The 20,159-nt window shown below is 58.6% G+C and carries 18 protein-coding genes and 4 tRNA genes; 12 read left to right on the forward strand and 10 right to left on the reverse strand.

What is annotated here, in order from left to right:
* Positions 1–26 precede the first annotated feature (26 nt).
* Positions 27–1,127, forward strand: coding sequence for a glycine oxidase ThiO (gene thiO, locus GHO32_RS00310; RefSeq protein ID WP_153334947.1), 1,101 nt, complete (start codon positions 27–29; stop codon positions 1,125–1,127).
* Positions 1,128–1,273: 146 nt separating this feature from the next.
* Here thiO and GHO32_RS00315 read toward each other — a convergent pair whose 3' ends face one another.
* Positions 1,274–1,504, reverse strand: a complete 231-nt coding sequence (locus GHO32_RS00315) for a PP0621 family protein (protein WP_048367351.1) — start codon at positions 1,502–1,504, stop codon at positions 1,274–1,276.
* Between the two features lie 117 nt (positions 1,505–1,621).
* Positions 1,622–2,635, reverse strand: a complete 1,014-nt coding sequence (locus tag GHO32_RS00320; RefSeq protein WP_153326862.1) for an outer membrane protein assembly factor BamD — start codon at positions 2,633–2,635, stop codon at positions 1,622–1,624.
* A gap of 148 nt (positions 2,636–2,783) precedes the next feature.
* Here GHO32_RS00320 and rluD point away from each other — a divergent pair, with 148 nt between their 5' ends.
* The 7 genes from rluD to GHO32_RS00355 all read left to right on the forward strand — a co-directional run bounded on the left by rluD (position 2,784) and on the right by GHO32_RS00355 (position 7,885).
* Complete coding sequence (gene rluD / locus GHO32_RS00325) at positions 2,784–3,746, forward strand: 23S rRNA pseudouridine(1911/1915/1917) synthase RluD (protein WP_048367800.1); 963 nt, start codon at positions 2,784–2,786, stop codon at positions 3,744–3,746.
* On the forward strand, positions 3,743–4,477 hold the full coding sequence (gene pgeF / locus GHO32_RS00330; protein ID WP_153334948.1) for a peptidoglycan editing factor PgeF: 735 nt from the start codon (positions 3,743–3,745) through the stop codon (positions 4,475–4,477). The genes rluD and pgeF overlap by 4 nt, the downstream gene beginning before the upstream one ends.
* A 120-nt stretch (positions 4,478–4,597) precedes the next feature.
* The gene (clpB, locus tag GHO32_RS00335) at positions 4,598–7,165 is read left to right on the forward strand and encodes an ATP-dependent chaperone ClpB (protein ID WP_123751296.1); all 2,568 of its coding nucleotides are present in this window, start codon (positions 4,598–4,600) and stop codon (positions 7,163–7,165) included.
* A 307-nt stretch (positions 7,166–7,472) separates the two neighbouring features.
* Positions 7,473–7,548, forward strand: a tRNA-Asn gene (locus GHO32_RS00340).
* Positions 7,549–7,557: 9 nt separating this feature from the next.
* Positions 7,558–7,634: transfer RNA gene (locus tag GHO32_RS00345), tRNA-Pro, on the forward strand.
* A gap of 5 nt (positions 7,635–7,639) precedes the next feature.
* Positions 7,640–7,715 (forward strand) — tRNA-Lys (locus tag GHO32_RS00350).
* 93 nt (positions 7,716–7,808) lie between these two features.
* A tRNA-Pro gene (locus GHO32_RS00355) sits at positions 7,809–7,885 on the forward strand.
* A gap of 219 nt (positions 7,886–8,104) precedes the next feature.
* Here the strand turns inward: GHO32_RS00355 and GHO32_RS00360 are convergent.
* Complete coding sequence (locus tag GHO32_RS00360) at positions 8,105–9,634, reverse strand: amino acid permease (RefSeq protein WP_153334949.1); 1,530 nt, start codon at positions 9,632–9,634, stop codon at positions 8,105–8,107.
* Positions 9,635–9,658: 24 nt separating this feature from the next.
* Positions 9,659–10,603, reverse strand: coding sequence for a glutaminase A (gene glsA, locus GHO32_RS00365; RefSeq protein ID WP_153334950.1), 945 nt, complete (start codon positions 10,601–10,603; stop codon positions 9,659–9,661).
* A gap of 173 nt (positions 10,604–10,776) precedes the next feature.
* Here glsA and GHO32_RS00370 point away from each other — a divergent pair, with 173 nt between their 5' ends.
* On the forward strand, positions 10,777–12,174 hold the full coding sequence (locus GHO32_RS00370) for a glutamate decarboxylase (RefSeq protein ID WP_153334951.1): 1,398 nt from the start codon (positions 10,777–10,779) through the stop codon (positions 12,172–12,174).
* Between the two features lie 58 nt (positions 12,175–12,232).
* Here GHO32_RS00370 and GHO32_RS00375 read toward each other — a convergent pair whose 3' ends face one another.
* From GHO32_RS00375 to GHO32_RS00400, 6 genes are all read right to left on the reverse strand, one after another.
* A complete protein-coding gene (locus GHO32_RS00375; RefSeq protein ID WP_153334952.1) occupies positions 12,233–13,534 on the reverse strand; it encodes an NAD(P)/FAD-dependent oxidoreductase in 1,302 nt (433 codons plus the stop codon).
* Positions 13,535–13,817: 283 nt separating this feature from the next.
* Positions 13,818–14,447 (reverse strand): DUF1780 domain-containing protein, encoded by a 630-nt coding sequence (locus GHO32_RS00380; protein ID WP_048367338.1) that lies wholly within the window; start codon positions 14,445–14,447, stop codon positions 13,818–13,820.
* An 80-nt stretch (positions 14,448–14,527) separates the two neighbouring features.
* Positions 14,528–14,734, reverse strand: a complete 207-nt coding sequence (gene yacG / locus GHO32_RS00385) for a DNA gyrase inhibitor YacG (RefSeq protein WP_048367331.1) — start codon at positions 14,732–14,734, stop codon at positions 14,528–14,530.
* Entirely contained in the window at positions 14,731–15,354 is a 624-nt protein-coding gene (gene coaE / locus GHO32_RS00390; RefSeq protein ID WP_153334953.1) for a dephospho-CoA kinase, read from the reverse strand. Before coaE ends, yacG begins: the two co-directional genes overlap by 4 nt.
* A 1-nt stretch (position 15,355) precedes the next feature.
* Positions 15,356–16,222, reverse strand: a complete 867-nt coding sequence (locus GHO32_RS00395) for an A24 family peptidase (RefSeq protein ID WP_153334954.1) — start codon at positions 16,220–16,222, stop codon at positions 15,356–15,358.
* Positions 16,219–17,436, reverse strand: a complete 1,218-nt coding sequence (locus GHO32_RS00400; protein WP_153334955.1) for a type II secretion system F family protein — start codon at positions 17,434–17,436, stop codon at positions 16,219–16,221. Before GHO32_RS00400 ends, GHO32_RS00395 begins: the two co-directional genes overlap by 4 nt.
* A 220-nt stretch (positions 17,437–17,656) precedes the next feature.
* Between GHO32_RS00400 and GHO32_RS00405 the strand changes: the two genes are divergently transcribed.
* The 3 genes from GHO32_RS00405 (at position 17,657) to GHO32_RS00415 (ending at position 20,142) form a co-directional block, all read left to right on the forward strand.
* On the forward strand, positions 17,657–18,067 hold the full coding sequence (locus tag GHO32_RS00405; protein ID WP_241486629.1) for a prepilin-type N-terminal cleavage/methylation domain-containing protein: 411 nt from the start codon (positions 17,657–17,659) through the stop codon (positions 18,065–18,067).
* Positions 18,068–18,151: 84 nt separating this feature from the next.
* Positions 18,152–19,648 carry a DNA-3-methyladenine glycosylase 2 gene (locus GHO32_RS00410; protein ID WP_153334957.1) on the forward strand — a complete coding sequence of 499 codons (1,497 nt, stop codon included), beginning with the start codon at positions 18,152–18,154 and terminating at the stop codon, positions 19,646–19,648.
* Positions 19,645–20,142 carry a methylated-DNA--[protein]-cysteine S-methyltransferase gene (locus GHO32_RS00415; protein WP_153334958.1) on the forward strand — a complete coding sequence of 166 codons (498 nt, stop codon included), beginning with the start codon at positions 19,645–19,647 and terminating at the stop codon, positions 20,140–20,142. Before GHO32_RS00410 ends, GHO32_RS00415 begins: the two co-directional genes overlap by 4 nt.
* The last annotated feature ends 17 nt before the right edge of the window (positions 20,143–20,159 follow it).

Raw genomic sequence — 20,159 nt, forward strand, 5'->3', positions numbered from 1 at the left:
GTGCATTTTTTGAGCTGAGTGGATAGATGGCTAAGCAGCAACGAGTGGTGATTGTAGGCGGTGGCGTGATCGGGCTTCTGACGGCGTTTAACCTGGCGGCGGAGGTTGAACACGTGGTTTTGCTGGATCGCAGTGGCGTCGGGCAAGAGTCTTCATGGGCGGGCGGCGGGATTGTCTCGCCCCTGTACCCTTGGCGCTACAACCCGGCTGTCACGGCGTTGGCGCATTGGTCGCAAGACTTTTATCCACAACTGGCCGACAGGCTGTTTACCACCACCGGTGTTGATCCAGAAGTCCACACCACCGGTTTGTACTGGCTGGACCTTGAAGACGAAGAGCAAGCGCTGGCGTGGGCGCAGCGTGAAGGTCGTCCTTTAAGTGCCGTTGAGATTCCGGCAGTTGAACAGGCCGTGCCCGTGCTGGGCGGTGGCTACTCGCAGGCAATTTACATGGCGGACGTGGCGAACGTGCGTAACCCGCGGCTGGTGAAATCACTGAAAGCGGCGCTGCACGCCATGGCGAATGTGACGATCCATGAGCATTGTGAAGTTCAGGGGTTTATCCGTGAGGGCAGCACCATTGCCGGTGTGAACACCGCGAAGGGTGAAATTCGCGGCGACCAGGTGGTGTTGTCGGCGGGTGCCTGGAGCGGCGAGTTGCTGGGCCTTTTGGGTCTGGAGCTGCCCGTGGAGCCGGTAAAAGGGCAGATGATCTTGTACAAGTGCGCGCCAGATCTGCTGTCGAGCATGGTTTTGGCCAAAGGCCGTTATGCGATCCCGCGCCGGGATGGGCATATCTTGATTGGCAGTACGCTGGAACACGAAGGCTTTGATAAAACGCCAACTGACGTAGCGCTAGAAAGTCTAAAGGCTTCGGCTGTTGAACTGATTCCTGCGCTGGCGGACGCCGAGTTGGTGGGGCATTGGGCTGGTCTGCGACCGGGCTCGCCCGAAGGCATCCCGTACATTGGCCGGGTGTCTGGGTTTGACGGGTTGTGGCTTAACTGCGGGCACTACCGTAACGGCCTGGTGCTGGCGCCAGCGTCGTGTCAGTTGTTTGCCGACCTGTTGCTGGGCCGTGAGCCGATTATCGACCCGACGCCGTATGCGCCGACCGGGCGGATTTAAAGATCGCAGCACACCACCCCGTAGCAGTTGACGAGCCTTGCGAGGCTACGTCCGGCTGCGCAGCAGTCGTAAAACCAAGATCAAAAGATCGCGAGGCAAGCTCGCTCCTACAAGGGTGTGACCACCGTTGGAGCGAGCTTTTGGCTTTAGCGGGGGGCTTGTGGTCCTTGCTGCAGGTGCTCTTGCGAGCAGAACCATTGCTGCTGCTTGCTCAGGGCGCGATCGCGGGGCAGGTGCACGCCGCAGTGGGCGCAGCGCACCATCGGTTGTGCGCCAGGATCGGCCGGTTTTTTAGGCGCCTGGAGGCTGGCTTTGTATTTGCGCCAGAACCACACGCCAGCCGCAATCAGAGCAGCCCAGATCAGTAAACGAAGCATGGTTATCCGCTATTCGAGAAAAGGTCAGCCAGTTTAGCCAAGGACTTGGCGGGCGCACAGCGGCAAATCATAGACAAAAAAAAGAGCCTCGAAAGGCTCTTTTTTATTGCCGAACATTCAGTCGAACAGACCAAAGGTCATGTAGCTGAACCACGAGCGGCTTTTGCTGGTGTCTTCCGGGTCTTCGATGATGTTGCCATCAGCGTCTTTGGCTTTGAGCTCCGAGGGAATCGCGTCCTTGGCATCCTGGTATTGCTTCTGGATGTCGAGGTTGGCGCGGGTTTCACCCGGTGGCAGCGGTGTCGACGACTCGATCAGGCCCAGAGTGGCCTTGCTAAGCCATGACCGGTTGTCCGCTTCGGAAACCTGCGGCACAAACTCACCGTTCACCAGGCTTGGGTGGTTCGGGTAGTTGTCCTTGAGCACTTCAAGGCTGGTGGCAGCCAGTTGGTCGAGGTGCATGCGCTGGTAAGACTCAACCATCACCGCCAGGCCGTCACCGACCGAAGGGGTTTCCTGGAAGTTCTCAACCACATAACGGCCACGGTTGGCAGCGGCGACATAGGCCTGACGGGTCAGGTAGTAGTCGGCCACGTGGATTTCGTATGCCGCCAGCAGGTTACGCAGGTAAATCATGCGTTGCTTGGCGTCAGGAGCATAACGGCTGTTCGGGAAACGGCTGGTGAGCTGGGCGAACTCGTTGTATGAGTCGCGTGCAGCGCCAGGGTCACGCTTGGTCATGTCCAGCGGCAGGAAGCGCGCCAGCAGGCCAACGTCCTGGTCAAACGAGGTCAGGCCCTTGAGGTAGTAGGCGTAGTCGACGTTTGGATGCTGCGGATGCAGGCGGATAAAACGCTCGGCGGCGGACTTGGCCGCTTCCGGTTCGGAGTTTTTATAGTAGGCGTAGATCAGTTCGAGCTGTGCCTGGTCGGCATAACGGCCGAACGGGTAGCGCGACTCTAAAGCCTTCAGCTTGGCGGTGGCACTGGTATAGCTGTTGTTGTCCAGGTCGGCCTGCGCCTGCTGGTACAACTCGACTTCGCTCAAGTTTTCGTCAACGACTTCTTTTGTCGACGAGCAAGCGGCGGTCAGTGCGAGGATGGCGATCAGCAGCAGGTGTTTCACTTGCATGGCGGCTTGCGTCCCTATGACGGCCGCTGTCTTGGGCGGGTCCGTCCTGTTATGATGAGCGCCCCGTGAAAAGCCTCGGGGCAAAAGACGCCGTATTTAACCACAAGCGCGCAGCCGAAACCAAAGGCTTGGCGCGGTCCTGATGAGCATGTCCGAGAAAATTCAACTTCGCGAAGAGGTGCCGTCCGAACTGGGTGGCCAACGCCTCGATCAAGTCGCCGCACAATTATTCGCTGAGCACTCGCGCTCGCGCCTTTCCGCCTGGATCAAAGACGGCCGCCTAACAGTGGACGGAGCCGTCATACGCCCTCGTGATATCGTCCACGGGGGTGCCATCCTGGAGCTGACTGCCGAGCAGGAAGCACAGGGTGAATGGGTCGCCCAAGACATCCCTCTGGATATCGTTTACGAAGACGATGACATTCTGGTGATCAACAAGCCTGCGGGCCTGGTGGTGCATCCGGCTGCCGGCCACGCCGACGGTACGTTGCTCAACGCCTTGCTGCACCACGTGCCGGACATTGTGAATGTGCCGCGTGCGGGGATCGTGCATCGCCTCGACAAAGACACCACCGGTCTGATGGTGGTCGCCAAGACTATCCAGGCGCAGACACAACTGGTTGCACAGTTGCAGAGCCGCAGTGTCAGCCGTATTTATGAGTGCATCGTGATCGGTGTCGTCACCGCCGGGGGCAAGATCAACGCGCCCATCGGCCGTCACGGCCAGCAACGCCAGCGCATGGCGGTGATGGAAGGCGGCAAGCAGGCGGTGAGTCATTACCGTGTGCTTGAGCGTTTCCGTTCCCACACCCATGTGCGGGTCAAGCTCGAAACCGGTCGCACGCACCAGATTCGTGTACACATGGCACACATTAACTTCCCGTTGGTCGGAGACCCTGCCTACGGCGGTCGCTTCCGTATCCCGCCGGCAGCGAATGTGAACATGGTCGAATCGCTTAAAAACTTCCCGCGTCAGGCCCTGCATGCGCGTTTCCTCGAGTTGGATCATCCGACGAGCGGTGTACGCATGAGCTGGGAATCGCCATTGCCGGACGACTTTACCTGGTTGCTGACCCTGCTTAAGCAAGACCGTGAGGCTTTTATCGGATGAACACCTTCCTGATTCCTGACTGGCCCGCGCCGGCAGGCGTCAGGGCCTGTGTGACCACCCGTGCGGGCGGCGTCAGTGTGGCGCCGTTCGACAGCTTCAATCTGGGCGACCATGTGGGCGACGACCCCGTCGCCGTTGCACATAACCGCCATCGCTTGACCCATATTTTTGACGTACAGCCCGCCTGGCTTAGCCAGGTTCACGGGGTTGTCGTTGCGCCTGCCACCCCCGGCCAGATCGCAGAGGCCGATGCTAGCTGGACAGCCACCCCCGGCATTGCCTGTACGGTAATGACGGCTGACTGTTTGCCTGCCTTGTTCTGTGATCGCGCAGGCACTCGCGTAGCTGCGGCCCATGCCGGTTGGCGCGGGCTGGCGGCCGGTGTGCTTGAAGCAGCGGCGCAAAGCCTCAATGTTGAGCCTCAGGACATACTGGTCTGGCTCGGCCCGGCCATCGGCCCCAAGGCCTTTGAAGTCGGCGGCGAAGTGCGCGAGGTCTTTATAAAAGACCTGCCCGACGCCGCTGCGGCTTTTGTTCCGAGCATCAATGAAGGCCGCTACATGGCCGACATTTATGAGCTGGCGCGCTTGCGTCTGGCCCGCTGCGGCATTACGGCGGTGTATGGCGGCGGTTTCTGCACCGTCACCGACCCACGTTTTTTCTCCTACCGGCGCAGCTCTCGCACCGGTCGTTTCGCCTCGCTGGTCTGGATCGAAACGCCTGCCAGTTGACGTACATCATTTTCTATACGCTTGAAACTCTCGAAACCGCCCGCATCTACTAAGGTATCTGGCAGGTTTCTTCATTCAGGAGTTTCCATCCCTCCGGCCTGCTCATAAGGAAGGTGACGAATGCGTATAGATAGATTAACCAGCAAGTTGCAATTGGCGTTGTCCGATGCCCAGTCATTGGCCGTTGGTCATGACCATCCGGCTATTGAGCCTGTGCACTTGATGCAAGCTTTGTTGGAACAGCAGGGCGGTTCGATCAAGCCGCTGCTGATGCAAGTCGGTTTTGATGTAAACAGCCTGCGTAAAGAGCTGACCAAAGAGCTCGACCAACTGCCAAAAATTCAGAATCCAACCGGCGACGTGAATATGTCGCAGGACTTGGCGCGTCTGTTGAATCAGGCAGATCGTCTGGCGCAGCAAAAAGGCGATCAGTACATCACCAGCGAGCTGGTCGTGCTGGCCGCGATGGACGACAACAACAAGTTGGGTAAATTGTTGCTGAGCCAGGGCGTAACCAAAAAAGCCCTGGAAAACGCCATCAACAACCTGCGTGGCGGCGAAGCGGTCAACGATCCAAACGCTGAAGAGTCGCGTCAGGCGCTGGATAAATACACCATCGACCTGACCAAGCGTGCGGAAGACGGCAAGCTCGACCCGGTGATTGGCCGTGACGATGAGATCCGTCGCACCATTCAGGTCTTGCAACGCCGGACCAAAAACAACCCGGTACTGATCGGTGAGCCTGGCGTCGGTAAAACCGCAATTGCTGAAGGTTTGGCGCAGCGGATCATCAATGGCGAAGTGCCGGATGGTCTTAAAGGCAAACGCCTGCTGTCGCTGGACATCGGTGCACTGATTGCCGGTGCCAAGTTCCGTGGCGAGTTCGAAGAGCGTCTGAAAGCAGTGCTCAACGAGCTGTCGAAACAGGAAGGGCAAGTCATTCTGTTTATCGACGAACTGCACGTCATGGTCGGTGCCGGTAAAGGCGAGGGCGCCATGGATGCGGGCAACATGCTCAAGCCAGCGTTGGCCCGTGGCGAGCTGCATTGCGTCGGTGCGACCACGCTCAACGAGTACCGCCAATATATAGAGAAGGACGCAGCGCTTGAGCGTCGCTTCCAGAAAGTACTGGTCGATGAGCCCAGTGAAGAAGACACCATCGCGATTCTGCGGGGGCTGAAAGAGCGCTATGAAGTGCACCACAAGGTGGCGATCACCGACGGTGCGATCATTGCGGCGGTCAAACTCAGCCATCGCTACATCACTGATCGGCAGTTGCCTGACAAGGCGATCGACCTGATGGACGAAGCGGCCAGCCGCATTCGCATGGAGATCGACTCCAAGCCCGAAGTGCTGGACCGTCTTGAGCGCCGCTTGATTCAACTGAAGGTTGAAGCCCAGGCGCTGAAGAAAGAAGAAGATGAGGCGGCGAAAAAACGTCTCGAGAAACTGCAGGAAGAAATCGAGCGCCATGAGCGTGAGTATTCTGACCTGGAAGAAATCTGGACCTCGGAAAAAGCCGAAGTACAGGGCTCTGCCCAGATCCAGCAGAAAATCGAGCAGGCTCGCCAAGAGCTGGAAGTGGCACGCCGCGGTGGCAACCTTAACCGCATGGCCGAGTTGCAGTACGGGATCATTCCCGACCTGGAACGCAGCCTGCAGATGGTCGACGAGCACAGCAACCAGACTGAGAACCAGTTGTTGCGCAGCAAAGTGACCGAAGAAGAAATCGCTGAAGTCGTCTCGAAGTGGACCGGTATCCCCGTGTCAAAAATGCTCGAAGGCGAACGCGAAAAACTCATGAACATGGAAAACCTGTTGCATGAGCGCGTGATTGGTCAGGACGAGGCCGTGGTGGCCGTGGCGAACGCGGTACGTCGTTCGCGGGCTGGCTTGAGTGACCCGAACCGTCCAAGCGGCTCGTTCATGTTCCTGGGCCCAACCGGTGTCGGTAAAACCGAGTTGTGCAAGGCGCTGGCCGAGTTCCTCTTTGATACTGAAGAGGCAATGGTACGGATCGACATGTCCGAGTTCATGGAGAAACATTCCGTGGCCCGACTGATCGGTGCGCCACCAGGGTATGTGGGTTACGAAGAAGGCGGTTACCTGACCGAAGCAGTACGGCGCAAGCCTTACTCGGTGGTGCTGCTGGATGAAGTCGAGAAGGCGCACCCGGATGTGTTCAACGTGCTGCTGCAAGTGCTTGAAGACGGTCGCCTGACTGACAGCCATGGCCGTACGGTGGATTTCCGCAACACGGTGATCGTGATGACCTCCAACCTGGGCTCTGCACAGATCCAGGAACTGGTCGGTGATCGTGAAGCGCAACGCGCTGCGGTGATGGATGCGGTGAGTACGCACTTCCGTCCGGAGTTTGTGAACCGGATCGACGAAGTGGTGATCTTCGAGCCTCTGGCACGTGATCAGATCGCGGGCATTGCCGAGATCCAGCTGGGTCGTCTGCGCAGCCGTCTGGCTGAGCGTGACCTGACGCTGGAACTGAACCAGGATGCCTTGGACAAGTTGATCGCTGTAGGTTACGACCCAGTGTATGGCGCACGGCCACTCAAACGTGCGATCCAGCGCTGGATCGAAAACCCGCTGGCACAACTGATTCTTTCGGGTCAGTTCTTGCCAGGCACCACGGTAGTGGCCAGTGTGAAAGACGACGAAATCGTCTTCGCATAAGGCTCAAGGCCCGTGTTTTAAGGAAGGCCTCACTGAGTGAGGCCTTTTTTTACTTAGGGTGTTGATCTGTAAGGAAAACGCTTGTAAGATGCGCCCCGCAGTAAGTCACCCGCAACGGCAACTTGGCCCAAACCGAGAAGCCCATTAGAAGACCTAAATCATTGTCTTCTAAGGAAAAAAAAGGGTTGACAAGGGTTTGAAAGGTTGTAAAATGGCCCGCCTCAGAGACGCCAACGCAGCGATGCGATGAAGTCAAAGAGAGCTGCAAAGATGTAAAGCAGTAACGTTGTAAATTGAAACAAATAGTTCCGCGATAGCTCAGTTGGTAGAGCAAATGACTGTTAATCATTGGGTCCCTGGTTCGAGTCCAGGTCGTGGAGCCAGTTTCAAGCCGGGGTATAGCGCAGTCCGGTAGCGCGCCTGCTTTGGGAGCAGGATGTCAGGAGTTCGAATCCCCTTACCCCGACCATTTTTGGGTCGTTAGCTCAGTTGGTAGAGCAGTTGGCTTTTAACCAATTGGTCGTAGGTTCGAATCCCACACGACCCACCATTTTTGGCTCCAGTTCGCTGGAGCTAGATCTTAAGATCAGAGGCCAAAAGCGCTGATCGCAGAAGGCGCCTCTTGAAGGTGCCTTTTTTTTACCGGGGTATAGCGCAGTCCGGTAGCGCGCCTGCTTTGGGAGCAGGATGTCAGGAGTTCGAATCCCCTTACCCCGACCATTTTCTGCCCGGCAGTAATGGGTGTGAAAAATCAGGCACTGATGCCAATCGCATCAGAGGCCATAAAAAAAGCGTCCTTCGGGACGCTTTTTTTATGCCTGTAGAAAACCTAGCCCTTGTAGTCGCTGCCGCAGGCTGCGATAAGGCCCGAAGGGCCTTCGGTTTTAAGCGGGACCGCGATGCGGTACATCGCAGCCTTCGGCAGCGACTACAGGCCCATCACGCCTTCGCGGCCTTGGCGTCGGCGTCCTGCAGATCTTGCAAGGCCGCTGAATATTGATCGGCTTCGGCTTTTGGCACCATCTGCCATGACGGCTTACGCACCGCATAGAAGATGAACGGCGGCACGCCAGCAATCACCAGCCCGATCAACAAGACCCCTGCGTACTCGAAAAACGGCATGCTGCTGAAGTTATTCGGCGGGATAAAGCCGAACACCAGCGCCACACACGTCGAGAACAACCCCAAATAACACCAGCCATGCAGCCCTTTAAGGACATAGCCGCGTTTAACGTTGGGCTGGGTTTTACGCAGCTTCATGGCGGACAGGAACATAAACACATAAATAATCAGGTACATCAGCGCCGCCATCGCACTAATCATCCAGAACGCATCAGACACGTTGTCGATAAAGATATAAATCGTTGAGAGCAACGTGACGATCACGGCCTGCAGGTACAAGATATTTTTTTGCACGCCTTTTTTGTTCACCTCTTGCAGTACAGGCGGGAGCATCCCAGCCTTACCCACAAACAACAGGCCCGTCGAAGGCCCCGCCGTCCAGGCCAATACCCCGCCCAACGCACCGATAATCAGCAAAATCGCCATGATCGGCGTCGCCCACGGCATGTTGAAGCCTGCAAAGAAGGCGGCATAGGCCTGAATCACACCGGCCGTGAGGCTGGTTGAGTCAGCCGGTACCACCAGCGAAATCGCCACGGTCGGCGGGATGAACACCAGCAGGATCATAAAGAACGCCAAAAAGATCGCGCGTGGCATTTCTTTTTGCGGATTGCGCAATTCGCGGGCGTGGATGGCGTTCATTTCGATACCGGCAAACGCCAAAAAGTTACTCACAATTAACACCAGGCCGGTAATCACCCCGGTGAACTCGCGCCACAAGTCCGAGTGCAGGTTATGCGGGCCCGCCTTAACCGTGGTGGACGTGTCGAAAATGGCCGGGATCAGTGCATCCAGGGTTAATGGCGCGGCAGACTTGTGCCCCAGGACCAGCCAGGCCACGCCCAGCAATACCAGCACGGCAGCAGGCAGGGCGGTGCCCAGCAGCATGAACCAGGACGTCAGCTTGGACAGCGCTCCCAGCCCGTTGAGCGCGACAAACGTTGATAGCCAATACAACACGATGATCACCGCCGCCGTGAACACCCCGCTTTTGGCCAGGTCCGGGTTAATCAAGTAAGCCATGGTACTGGCCGCAAATCCGAGCACGATGGGGTACCACACCACCACCTGTACCCACATGAACCACATGATGAAAAAGCCCGGGCGATCGCCGTACGCCTGCCTCACCCAGCCGTAAATCCCGCCGTTCCAGCCGGTGCCCAGTTCCGAGGCCACCAGTGACACGGGGATGAAGAACAACAGGGCCGGAATCACATACAGAAAAATCGAGCCCAGGCCATAAACGGCCATGGTCGGTAGTGAACGGATACTGGCAACAGCGGCCACCATCATGAAACAGATGGTGAGCCATGACATGTAAGTTTTTGCTTTGCTGGTCGTAGCCATTTGCGCCTCCCTTAATCTTCCTGATCAGTGCAGCAAGCTCAGGTTGAGCGTGCGGCTGAGATATTCAGCGGCCAATTGGCCGCGAACGCTGTTGCCTGCTACATCCAGTGGCGGGGCAAAGGCGGCGATGGCGCACACCCCGGGTACAACGGCCAGAATCCCGCCGCCCACACCGCTTTTGCCGGGTAAACCGACTTTGTAATACCAGTCTCCAGTGGTGTCATAAAGGCCATTTAAGGTCATTTCGGACAGAATAGGCGCTACGTTTTTGGCCTCCACCACGCGTTTTCCGGTGAGCGGATTGACCCCGCCGTTGGCCAGGGTCACGCCCATCGTGACCAGGTCCTGGCAGGTGATCGACACCGAACATTGGCGGGTATACACGGCGCAGACTTCCATCGGATCGGCGTACATGTAGCCGTAACTTTGCAGCAGCCAGGCGATGCCGCGATTGTGCTGATTGCTGGCGGCTTCGGACTTGTACACCTCTTCGTTGACGCTTAACGCGCGCCCGGCAAAGGCGTTGTAAGTGGCCTGGATTTTCTCCCAGCGCACTTGCGGGTTTTCGGCCTTGATCAAGCTGACGGTGGCCATGGCGCCGGCGTTGACAAACGGGTTGAGCGGTCGGCCTTTGTGCAATTCCAGGGCGACCACCGAGTTGAAAGGCTCGCCGGTCGGGTCACAGCCAATCTTGCTGCGCAACGTTTGCGGGCTGTATTCGTCGAGCACATGGGCGAGGGTGAAGACTTTGGAAATCGACTCGATGGCGAACTCGTAATCGGTGTCTCCGACCTCGGTATGGGTGCCGTCGCAGAACATGATGCTGATGCCGAACAACTGCGAAGGGACAGACGCCAGATAGGGGATGTAACTGGCGTTTTTGCCGTGGTGGTTGCTGGCGAAGCGTTTCAAGGCTTCCTCCAGGGCCTGTGTGACGGTGGCGTCGGCAGTCGTGACTTTTCGCTTCATTACGCTCGCTCCGTGAGTTCAGTACAGGAACGAAGACTATAGATCGGAAAAAAAGCGTTGATCGTAAATCGGACAGCAAACTCCAAATGCTTGGCTAAGCTGCATGGGTCGATGCTGAGCCGGTGGCAAGCGGTAGGTTCAGTTGTGTTGCTTATTACTCAAGGAGAGTTTTCATGGCACTGCACCGCGTCAAGCGTCACTCTGCGACTGACCCTATTTTTGGTTCATCGACTCTGGATCATGCCGCTGCGATCAAGCGCTTCCCGGAGTCGGAGCAGGTCGCAAGCGAGGTTTTCCAGTTGGTCCACGACGAGTTGTATCTGGACGGCAACTCCCGACAGAACCTCGCGACCTTCTGCCAGACCTGGGCAGAAGACGAAGTCCACCGGCTGATGGATCTGTCGATCGACAAAAACATGATCGACAAAGACGAGTACCCGCAATCGGCGGAGCTTGAGAGCCGCTGCATCCATATGCTGGCCGACTTATGGCATTCCCCTGATGCGGCGAACACCTTGGGCACCTCCACCGTGGGTTCCAGCGAAGCCTGCATGCTCGGCGGCCTGGCTGCGCTGTGGCGCTGGCGTGCCGCGCGTAAAGCCGCTGGTAAATCGACGGCTAACCCGAACATGGTCTGCGGCCCGGTGCAGGTGTGCTGGCATAAATTCGCCCGCTATTGGGATGTAGAAATCCGCGAAGTGCCGATGTCCGAAGGCCACTGGTTCATGACCCCGGAAGACCTCGACGGCCGGGTCGATGAGAACACCATCGTGTTGGTGCCGACGTTCGGTCAAACCTTTACCGGCCTGTACGAGACGGTCCAGCCACTGTCAGACGCCCTCGACGAGCTGGAAAAACGCACCGGCCTGAGCGTTGATATTCACGTCGACGGCGCCAGCGGTGCATTTTTGGCCCCGTTCTGTGCACCTGAAGTGCTGTGGGATTTCCGTGTTGCCCGGGTCAAATCCATCAGCACCTCCGGCCACAAATTCGGCCTGGCGCCATTGGGGGCGGGCTGGGTGGTCTGGCGCGATGCGCAAGACCTGCCAGAAGGGCTGATCTTCCACGTGAACTACCTGGGCGGCGACATGCCGACCTTCGCCCTGAACTTCTCGCGCCCGGCCGGGCAGATTATTTCCCAGTACTACAACTTCTTGCGTTTGGGGCGTGAGGGCTACGAGCGAATTCACTCGGAATGCTATGCCACGGCGCAGTATTTGGCGCGTGAACTGGTCAAGATCGGGCCGTTTGAAATGCTCTTTAGTGGTGACCCCAAGCTCGGGATCCCGGCGCTGACCTGGCGTTTAAAGCCGGGCGCCGACACCAATTACACCCTGTATGACCTGGCTGACCGTTTGCGCATTCGTGGCTGGCTGGTGCCCGCATACAGCCTGCCGGCGAATGTTGAAGACGTCGTGGTGCAGCGGATTCTGGTCAGACAAGGCCTGTCGATCGACATGGCCAAATTGCTGCTGGAAGACTTTGCGCGCAACGTGAAGTTTTTTGAAGACCACAAACCCCACGGCTTTAAAGGCCGTGAGGCGGAAGCGGGGAACCACGCAGGGCGTTGAAACCTGTGGTCGCTACCCAGGCATGAGGCCGCGCCTCGTGCCTGGTCAGCGGCTACGGTTAATGCAGTTTCAGGCGCGGCTCGGTGCCGCGTCCGATTCTGCTGCCCAGCATCAGCATCAACGTACGGAACGTGCCATACAGCGCCATCTGGTGCATGCGGTACAGCGAAATGTAGAACATCCGCGCCAACCAGCCTTCCAGCATCACCGTGCCCATCAGGCTGCCCATCAAGTTACCCACTGCCGAAAAACTCGACAGCGAGATCAACGAGCCGTAATCGCGGTAGTGGTAGTCCGGCAATTGCGTTTTACCTTCCAGGCGCAGCTTCAACGATTTGGCCAGCAACGAAGCCTGCTGGTGAGCCGCTTGTGCGCGCGGTGGCACCATTTTGTCGGTGCCCGGTTGCGGGCAGGCCGCGCAATCACCAAAGGCGAAAATGCTCTCGTCGCGAGTGGTTTGCAGGGTAGGCAGCACCACCAATTGGTTGATGCGATTGGTCTCAAGCCCCGCCAGATCCTTGAGAAAGCCCGGCGCGCGAATACCGGCTGCCCAGACTTTCAGGCTCGCAGGAATCACTTGCCCATCGGCGGTCACCAGACTGTCTGCGGTCACTTCGCTGACGGCCGAGTTGGTCAGCACCTTGACCCCAAGTTTCTCCAGGGTTTTATGCACAGGCCCGCCAATGCGCTCAGGCAATGCAGGCAACACCCGTGGCCCGGCTTCGATCAGGGTGATGTGCATGTTTTCTGGCTTGATGCGGTCCAGGCCGTATGCCGCCAGTTCGTGCGCCGCGTTATGCAGTTCGGCGGCCAGTTCGACCCCGGTCGCACCGGCGCCAACGATGGCCACGCTGATGGTTTCGACCGCGTCTGTTTGTCCGGCGTGGGCGCGCAGGTAATGGTTGAGCAATTGCTGATGGAAGCGCTCGGCCTGCTTGCGGGTATCCAGAAAGAGGCAGTGTTCAGCCGCGCCCTTGGTGCCGAAATCGTTGGTGGTGCTGCCCACGGCAATCACCAGCGTGTCGTAGCTCAACTCGCGCGCAGGCACCAGCTCTTGCCCGTTTTCGTCGAGGGTCGCCGACAATGAGATCTTTTTCAGCTCACGGTCCAACCCGCTCATGCGCCCCAGCTGGAATTCGAAGTGATTCCATTTGGCTTGGGCCACATAGTTGAGTTCGTCTTCTGATGAGTTCAGCGAGCCGGCAGCGACTTCATGCAGCAGCGGTTTCCAGATATGGGTCAGGTTGGCATCCACCAGCGTGACGCTGGCTTTGCCGCGCTTGCCCAGGCTCTTGCCCAGGCGGGTCGCCAACTCCAGACCGCCAGCGCCGCCGCCGACGATAACAATACGATGGGTCATAGGTATCACTCACAAGGCTTAAAAAAATCGGTGCGCGGGTTATCCGGGCGAGCGCAAAGCAGCTCAAAGCGCCGGACAAACTGGAATTCGGTGTGCAACGGGTCATCTGGGTTCTGGGACCAGGCATAAAGAGTGCCCCGTCAGATAGACGTTGCAGGGTGTGACAAAGCTACAGCATTAGCGCCATCAGGATCAAAGCCAGCATAACGGTTGCAGCCCAACGGCTCGACTCTCAGTTTGTCGTGTAGACGAACGAGGGTGTTTTCAATTAACCGCTTTGGGCTCACAAGCTGATTCCGACGTCGAAAATGATGCTGCGGCCCAAGTTATTGCGCAAAAAATCTGGCGCATCCGGTTGGGCGAACAATACTCGGGCAAAGGTCGGCCCCACCAGTGAAAGCGAGCGCCAGCCCTGGCGCAAATACTCGGTGGGCGGCGGGAAATGACTGTTCAGGTCCAGCACCTCACGTTTGAGGCTGGAAAAAGCGACGATGTCCAATTGGCCCAAGTCGATGTCGCGCTCTTGGTAATTCTTGGCTTTTTTGTGCAGCGTAGGCCCCAGACGTTGCAGCAACTTGCTGGCCGGGATCCGCTTGGGCCGCGCTTCGCGGCGCACCAGTTGGCTCAAGGAGTAAGCGCTGCGACGGCGCTGGAGTTCTTCGCGCCATTCATCGTTGAGACGGCGGCCTTCATCGAGCACAAAAAACACCTCAAAACGCGCCTCACCAAATAACACGTCGGGCGGTTCCTGGCTGGCTTGAGTGAAGTCCTCGGTGTGGTAGGCAATATTCAAGCCCTGAAGCAGCCGTTGGCATACCCAACGCTCACGCTCCCATTTGCGGGCATTGGATAAAAAAGCATTGGCTTGTTCGGCCTGACTCGTAAGCAGGCGCAAGTAATCAGAGTCGTCCATGCACGCAGCTTAGCCTTGAAACAGGTGTAACTGAAAGTGTGGGGGTGGAACGTTCAATTGCACCCCCGCAGGCTTCACGATTAATGCAGACGTGTTGGCAAGTCTTCTGAAAACAACTCGTCTTCAGCGTCCGGGGCCACCGGGATCTTGTGTTCTTCGCTGGCCCAGGCGCCCAGGTCAATGAGTTTGCAACGGTCCGAGCAGAACGGCCGGAAGGCATTGGTGGTTGTCCATTGCACTGCGACGCCACACGTCGGGCAGTCTACGGTCATTGGGGGTTTGGTCATGGTTGGCCTCCATGCAGAGTTAAATAAAAGTGATGCAAGCGCTCAACTTCGGACTTGAGTGCGTTGAGGTCAGTGTCGTTGACCAGCACGTCATCAGCATGGCGCAGGCGCTCTTCGCGGCTCGCCTGGGCCTTGAGGATAGCCTGCACTTGCTCTTCGCTGGTGTTGTCGCGCAACAACGTGCGCTGAATTTGCAGGGCTTGCGGGGCGTCGATCACCAGTACGCGTTGGGTGGTCTTGTGTTGCCCGGCTTCGATCAACAGCGGCGACACTAAAATGGCGTAGGGCGATTGAGCCTGGGCCAGGTTTTGTGCGATCTCTTCACGCACCAGCGGGTGCAGCAGGGCTTCGAGCCACTGGCGCTCCTGCGGGTCGCTGAAGATCAGGCTGCGCAGCTCGCTGCGATTGAGCTGCCCATCGGCCTGCAGCACGTCATCGCCAAAGTGTTTAGCGATTTCGGCCAGTGCCGGGCGCCCGGGTTCGACCACCCAGCGCGCCGCATGATCGGCGTCTACTACGTGCACGCCCAACGAGGCAAAGTGCTCGGCGGCGGCACTTTTGCCGCTGCCGATACCGCCGGTGAGGCCGAGAATCCAGGGTTTGGAAGAGGGGGTATTCATTTCAAACCGAAAGCTGCCAATAGAAGTCGGCCATTTGACCACCCCAGAGCAATGCAATCCAGCCAGCAATTGCCAGATACGGTGCAAACGGGATGGGCGTTGAGGTCTGCGCCCGGCGCAAAGCCAGCAGCACCAGCCCCACCATCGCGCCCAGCAGCGATGACAGCACAATCGTCAGCGGCAGAATCGCCATGCCGCCCCAGGCCCCGAACAGTGCCAGCAACTTGAAATCGCCATAGCCCATGCCGTCCTTGCCGGTGAGCAGCTTGAACAGCCAAAAAATCGACCACAGGCTCAGATACCCCAGCGCTGCGCCCCAAACGGCTTGGGTCAGGCTGGTAAAGGTATCGAAGGTATTAAGCAGCAAACCCAGCCACAGCAGGGGCAACACCAGCACGTCCGGGACAATTTGATGCTTGAGATCGATCAGGCAAATACCCAGCAGGCCCCAGGTCAATAGCAGCATCCAACCAGCCTGCGGGCTCAGCCCGAAGTGCCATGCGACCACGCCCGACAACACTGCGCAGGTCAGCTCGGTGAGGGGGTAACGCGGGCTGATAACGGTTTTGCACTGCGAGCACTTGCCGCGCAGCATCAGGTAACTCAGCAGCGGAATGTTCTCCCAGGCGCGCAAAGTGTGCTGGCAGTGCGGGCAATGCGAGCGTGGCAGCATCAAGTTATACACAGGGCCTTTGGCCGGGGCGGGCAGGCCAAGCAGTTCGCGGGCCTGCGCCTGCCAGTCCTGCTCAAGCATCTTGGGCAGCCGCCACGCCAGCACATTGATAAAACTGCCCACCAGCAGGCCAAGCACCAGGGCGCAGGCGATAAAGGCGCCGGGAGAGAGGGTGGAAACATCGATCGTGCTCAAATGACATGGCCCAGTTTGAAAATCGGTAAATACATGGCGATCACCAGCCCGCCCACCAAAACGCCCAGAACCGTCATGATCAGCGGCTCCATCAACGTTGTCAGGTTGTCGACCACACTGTCGACCTCGTTCTCATAATAGGTGGCGACGTGATTAAGCATGTCATCCAATGTGCCGGATTCTTCGCCAATTGCTGTCATCTGAATCGCCATGCCCGGAAACACACCCGTCGCGCCCATGGCCACATGAATCTGGCTACCGGTTGCCACGTGCTGCTGGAGCCTGAGCACCGCCTCTTTGTACACGTGATTGCCCGTGGCGCCAGCGACGGCGCGCAACGCCTCGAGCAGCGGAACACCGGCCGCCAGGGTGGTGGCCAAGGTGCGGGCAAAGCGGGCGATGGCAGACAATCGCAGCAAGCTGCCGATGACCGGCAGTTTCAGCAGCCATCGATCAACCCGCTGGCGCAGGGCTTCAGAGCGTTTATAGCGATGGCCAAGCGCGAAAAAAATCAGGCAGCCACCGCCAAACATCCAAGCGCCGTGTTGCGTCAGCATTTCGGACAAAGCGATCACCGCCAGGGTGAAGGCGGGCAATTGGGCATCAAAAGAACTGAACACGCCTTGAAACTGCGGTACCACCTTTATCAACAAAATGGCGCTGACCACCAGTGCCACCAGCACCACGGCGATGGGGTAGGTCATGGCCTTTTTGATCTTCTTTTTCAGGGCTTCGGTTTTTTCTTTGTAGGACGCCACCCGTTGCAGCACGACATCCAGAGCACCGGCCTGCTCGCCCGCGTCGACAAGATTGCAAAACAGCGCATCGAAATGCGCCGGTTTTTTGCGCAGCGCCGTGGCCAGGTTGATGCCCGCGCTGATGTCCTGCTTCAGCTCGCCGACCAATTGGCGCATGGTCATGTGCTCGAAGCCTTTGGCGATGACCTCAAGGGCCTGCAGCAGCGGGATGCCCGCTTTGATCAACGTGGCCAGTTGGCGGGTAAACAGAGAGATATCCAGCGCAGTGATCGATTTGCCCCTGCGCGGCTCGCGGTCACTATGACGGCGGATTTTACCTGCGGTAATACCTTGGCGGCGTAGCTGAACGCGGATCATGGCCAGGCTTTGGGCGCTGGTTTCGCCGCTCACAGGTGCGCCCTTGAGGTCCGTGCCTTCCCAACGGTACACCCCGGTTTTAACTGGCTGTGTTGCCATGCATTCATCCTTGAAGAGCGGCTCGCCCTGTTGGGCTGTGAGTCTGAAGGCTAGATGCGCCGGGCGCTGAGCGACTCACTGGAGCGTGTCCAAAGGTGTCTGCCATGCAGTGAGGGAGCATCCGCCCGCTAACCTTGATAGCCTGTGCGCACTTTTTTGCAGGCTTGGCACGGTTATGGCGTTTGGCCGCTGGGCCGCGTCCCACGTTTGGAGATTTTTTGTGAAACAACAACAACTCGGCATCACCCTGATCGAAATGATGATCGTGGTTGCGATCATCGGCTTGATCGCCTCGTTCGCGTTACCGGCTTACCACGAGCACACCATGAAGGCCCGCTTCGCCGAACTGAACACCATCAGCAACACGTACAAGACGGCAGTGGCCCTGTGCTACAGCGAGAGCAATGACTTGAGTGTTTGCGATGCCGGCAGCCATGGCATTCCTGGTCCGGCCGATCCGACGGACAACCTGGCGGCGGGCATGACCGTGATTGACGGCGTGATCACCATGACCGGCACCGAGGCAGCGGGTGGCTGGACCAGCGTCATGACCCCATCGCTGAGCAGCTCGGGCGGCACACTGGTGTGGAGCCAAAGCGGTACATGCCTGGAGAAGGGGGCGTGCAAATAACGGGTAATCCTGTGGGGGGCAGCCCGGACATTGACGTCCGAAAATGGCGAGAACCGCTAAAAACCCGGTGCTATTCTGCGGCTCATGAACACACAAGACAGCCTTCCCGCACCCAGCACCGCCGCCTGTGAAATCGCCCGTTTAAGCCGCGATGCGAGGTTTGACGGGGTATTTTTTACCGCGGTTCTCAGCACGCGCATCTATTGCCGCCCGGTGTGCCCGGCGCGGCCGCCCAAAGCCGAGAATGTGGTGTATTACCCCAGCGCTGCCGCCGCCCAGGCCCAAGGTTTTCGCCCGTGCTTGCGCTGTCGGCCGGAGCTGGCGCCGGGTAACCAGTTGTGGCTGCATGGCGAGCATTTGGTGGCGCGGGCGCTCAAGCTCATTAATGAAGGCTACTTGGCCGACCACTCGCTGGAGACGCTGGCCGAGCGCATGCACATTGGCGCCCGTCAATTGCGCCGTTTGTTCGTCCAGCATTTGGGCGCGCCGCCCATGGCGGTGCATGCCACCCAGCGGCTGCTGTTCGCCAAACAACTGCTGACCGAAACCGACCTGTCGATTACCGAAGTGGCCATGGCGTCGGGTTTTCGTAGCCTGCGCCGTTTCAATGCCGCGTTTGCCGAAGCCAACCATGCCGAGCCCAGGGCGTTCAGGCGTAGCCCTAAACCCCGTGCAGACAAGGCCTTGGTGCTGCGCTTGGGCTTTCGCCCGCCGTACGATTTTCAGGCGTTGTTGGGCTTTTTGCAGACCCGGGCTTTACCGGGTATCGAGTTAGTGGATGCACAGAGTTATCAGCGAGTAATGGGCGATCCGGCGGCGCCGGGCTGGCTGCGGGTCAGCGCCTGGCCCGGCGAACAGCATGCGTTGCAACTGGAGCTACTGAATGTGCCGCCGAGCCAGATGCTCAGCGTGGTCACGCGGATTCGCCGGATGTTTGACCTCGACGCCGACCCGCTGGCTATCGCCCGGACCTTGAGTGCCAGCCCGCTGCTGGCGCCGGTCATCGAGCGCTACCCCGGCTTGCGTTTGCCGGGCGGTTGGGATGGTTTTGAAGTGGCGGTACGCGCGGTGTTGGGGCAGCAAGTCAGCGTGGCTGCGGCGCGCACACTCGCCAGTCGCATCGTGCAGCGCTACGGCATTGCGATTGAGCCGGTTGCTGGGGCGGATTTGAACCGGCTGTTCCCCGGCCCCGAGCAATTGGCGGACGCCGACATGGACCAAATGGGCATTACCCAGGCCCGCATCAACACCATTCAAGGCATTGCCCGCGCCTTGCTTGACGGGCGAGTCGATTTTGCCCTCGAACAACCGCTGCAGCACTTTATCAACCGCTGGGTGCAACTGCCGGGCATTGGCGAATGGACTGCGCATTACATCGCCATGCGCGTGCTTAAACACCCCGATGCGTTCCCGGCGGCTGACTTGATCCTGCGCCGCGAGGCCAACCCGCTGGGCGACCCGGTAAGCACCAAAGCGTTGCAAACCCTGGCCGAAAGCTGGCGTCCATGGCGCGCTTACTCAGTGATGTATTTATGGCGTGCAGCCACCGATTCGGCTGCGGCGCGCAAGGAGCCAACATGACCCAAGTGTATTACGACCAAATACCTTCACCGATTGGCCCGCTGTTTTTGGTGGCGGACGCTGAAGGACTTCGCGAAGTTCGCTTTGAATTGGACCGCCGCCCGCACACGCCGCTGGACGGCTGGGAGCATGCGCCGCACAAACTGGCCGAAGTGCGTCGCCAGCTGGACGAGTATTTCGCGGGTGAGCGCTTGACCTTCGACCTGTCCCTCAAGCCGCAGGGCACGGCGTTTCAACAGTCGGTGTGGCAAGCCTTGACCACCATTGCGTACGCCAAGACCACCAGCTACGGGCAGATTTCCCGGCAGATCCAGCGACCCAAAGCCTCACGGGCGGTGGGTGCTGCCAATGGGCGTAACCCGATTCCGATCATCATCCCGTGCCATCGGGTGATCGGCAGCAACGGCACCCTGACCGGTTTTGGCGGCGGACTGGCGGCCAAGCAGTGGTTGCTTGAGCATGAAGAACGCAGCCAAGGGTTCTCGCTGGCGTAATGACTGTAGGAGCGAGC

Origin of the sequence: Pseudomonas sp. FSL R10-2189, from assembly GCF_009600325.1 — a bacterium.
Taxonomy (GTDB): domain Bacteria; phylum Pseudomonadota; class Gammaproteobacteria; order Pseudomonadales; family Pseudomonadaceae; genus Aquipseudomonas; species Aquipseudomonas helleri.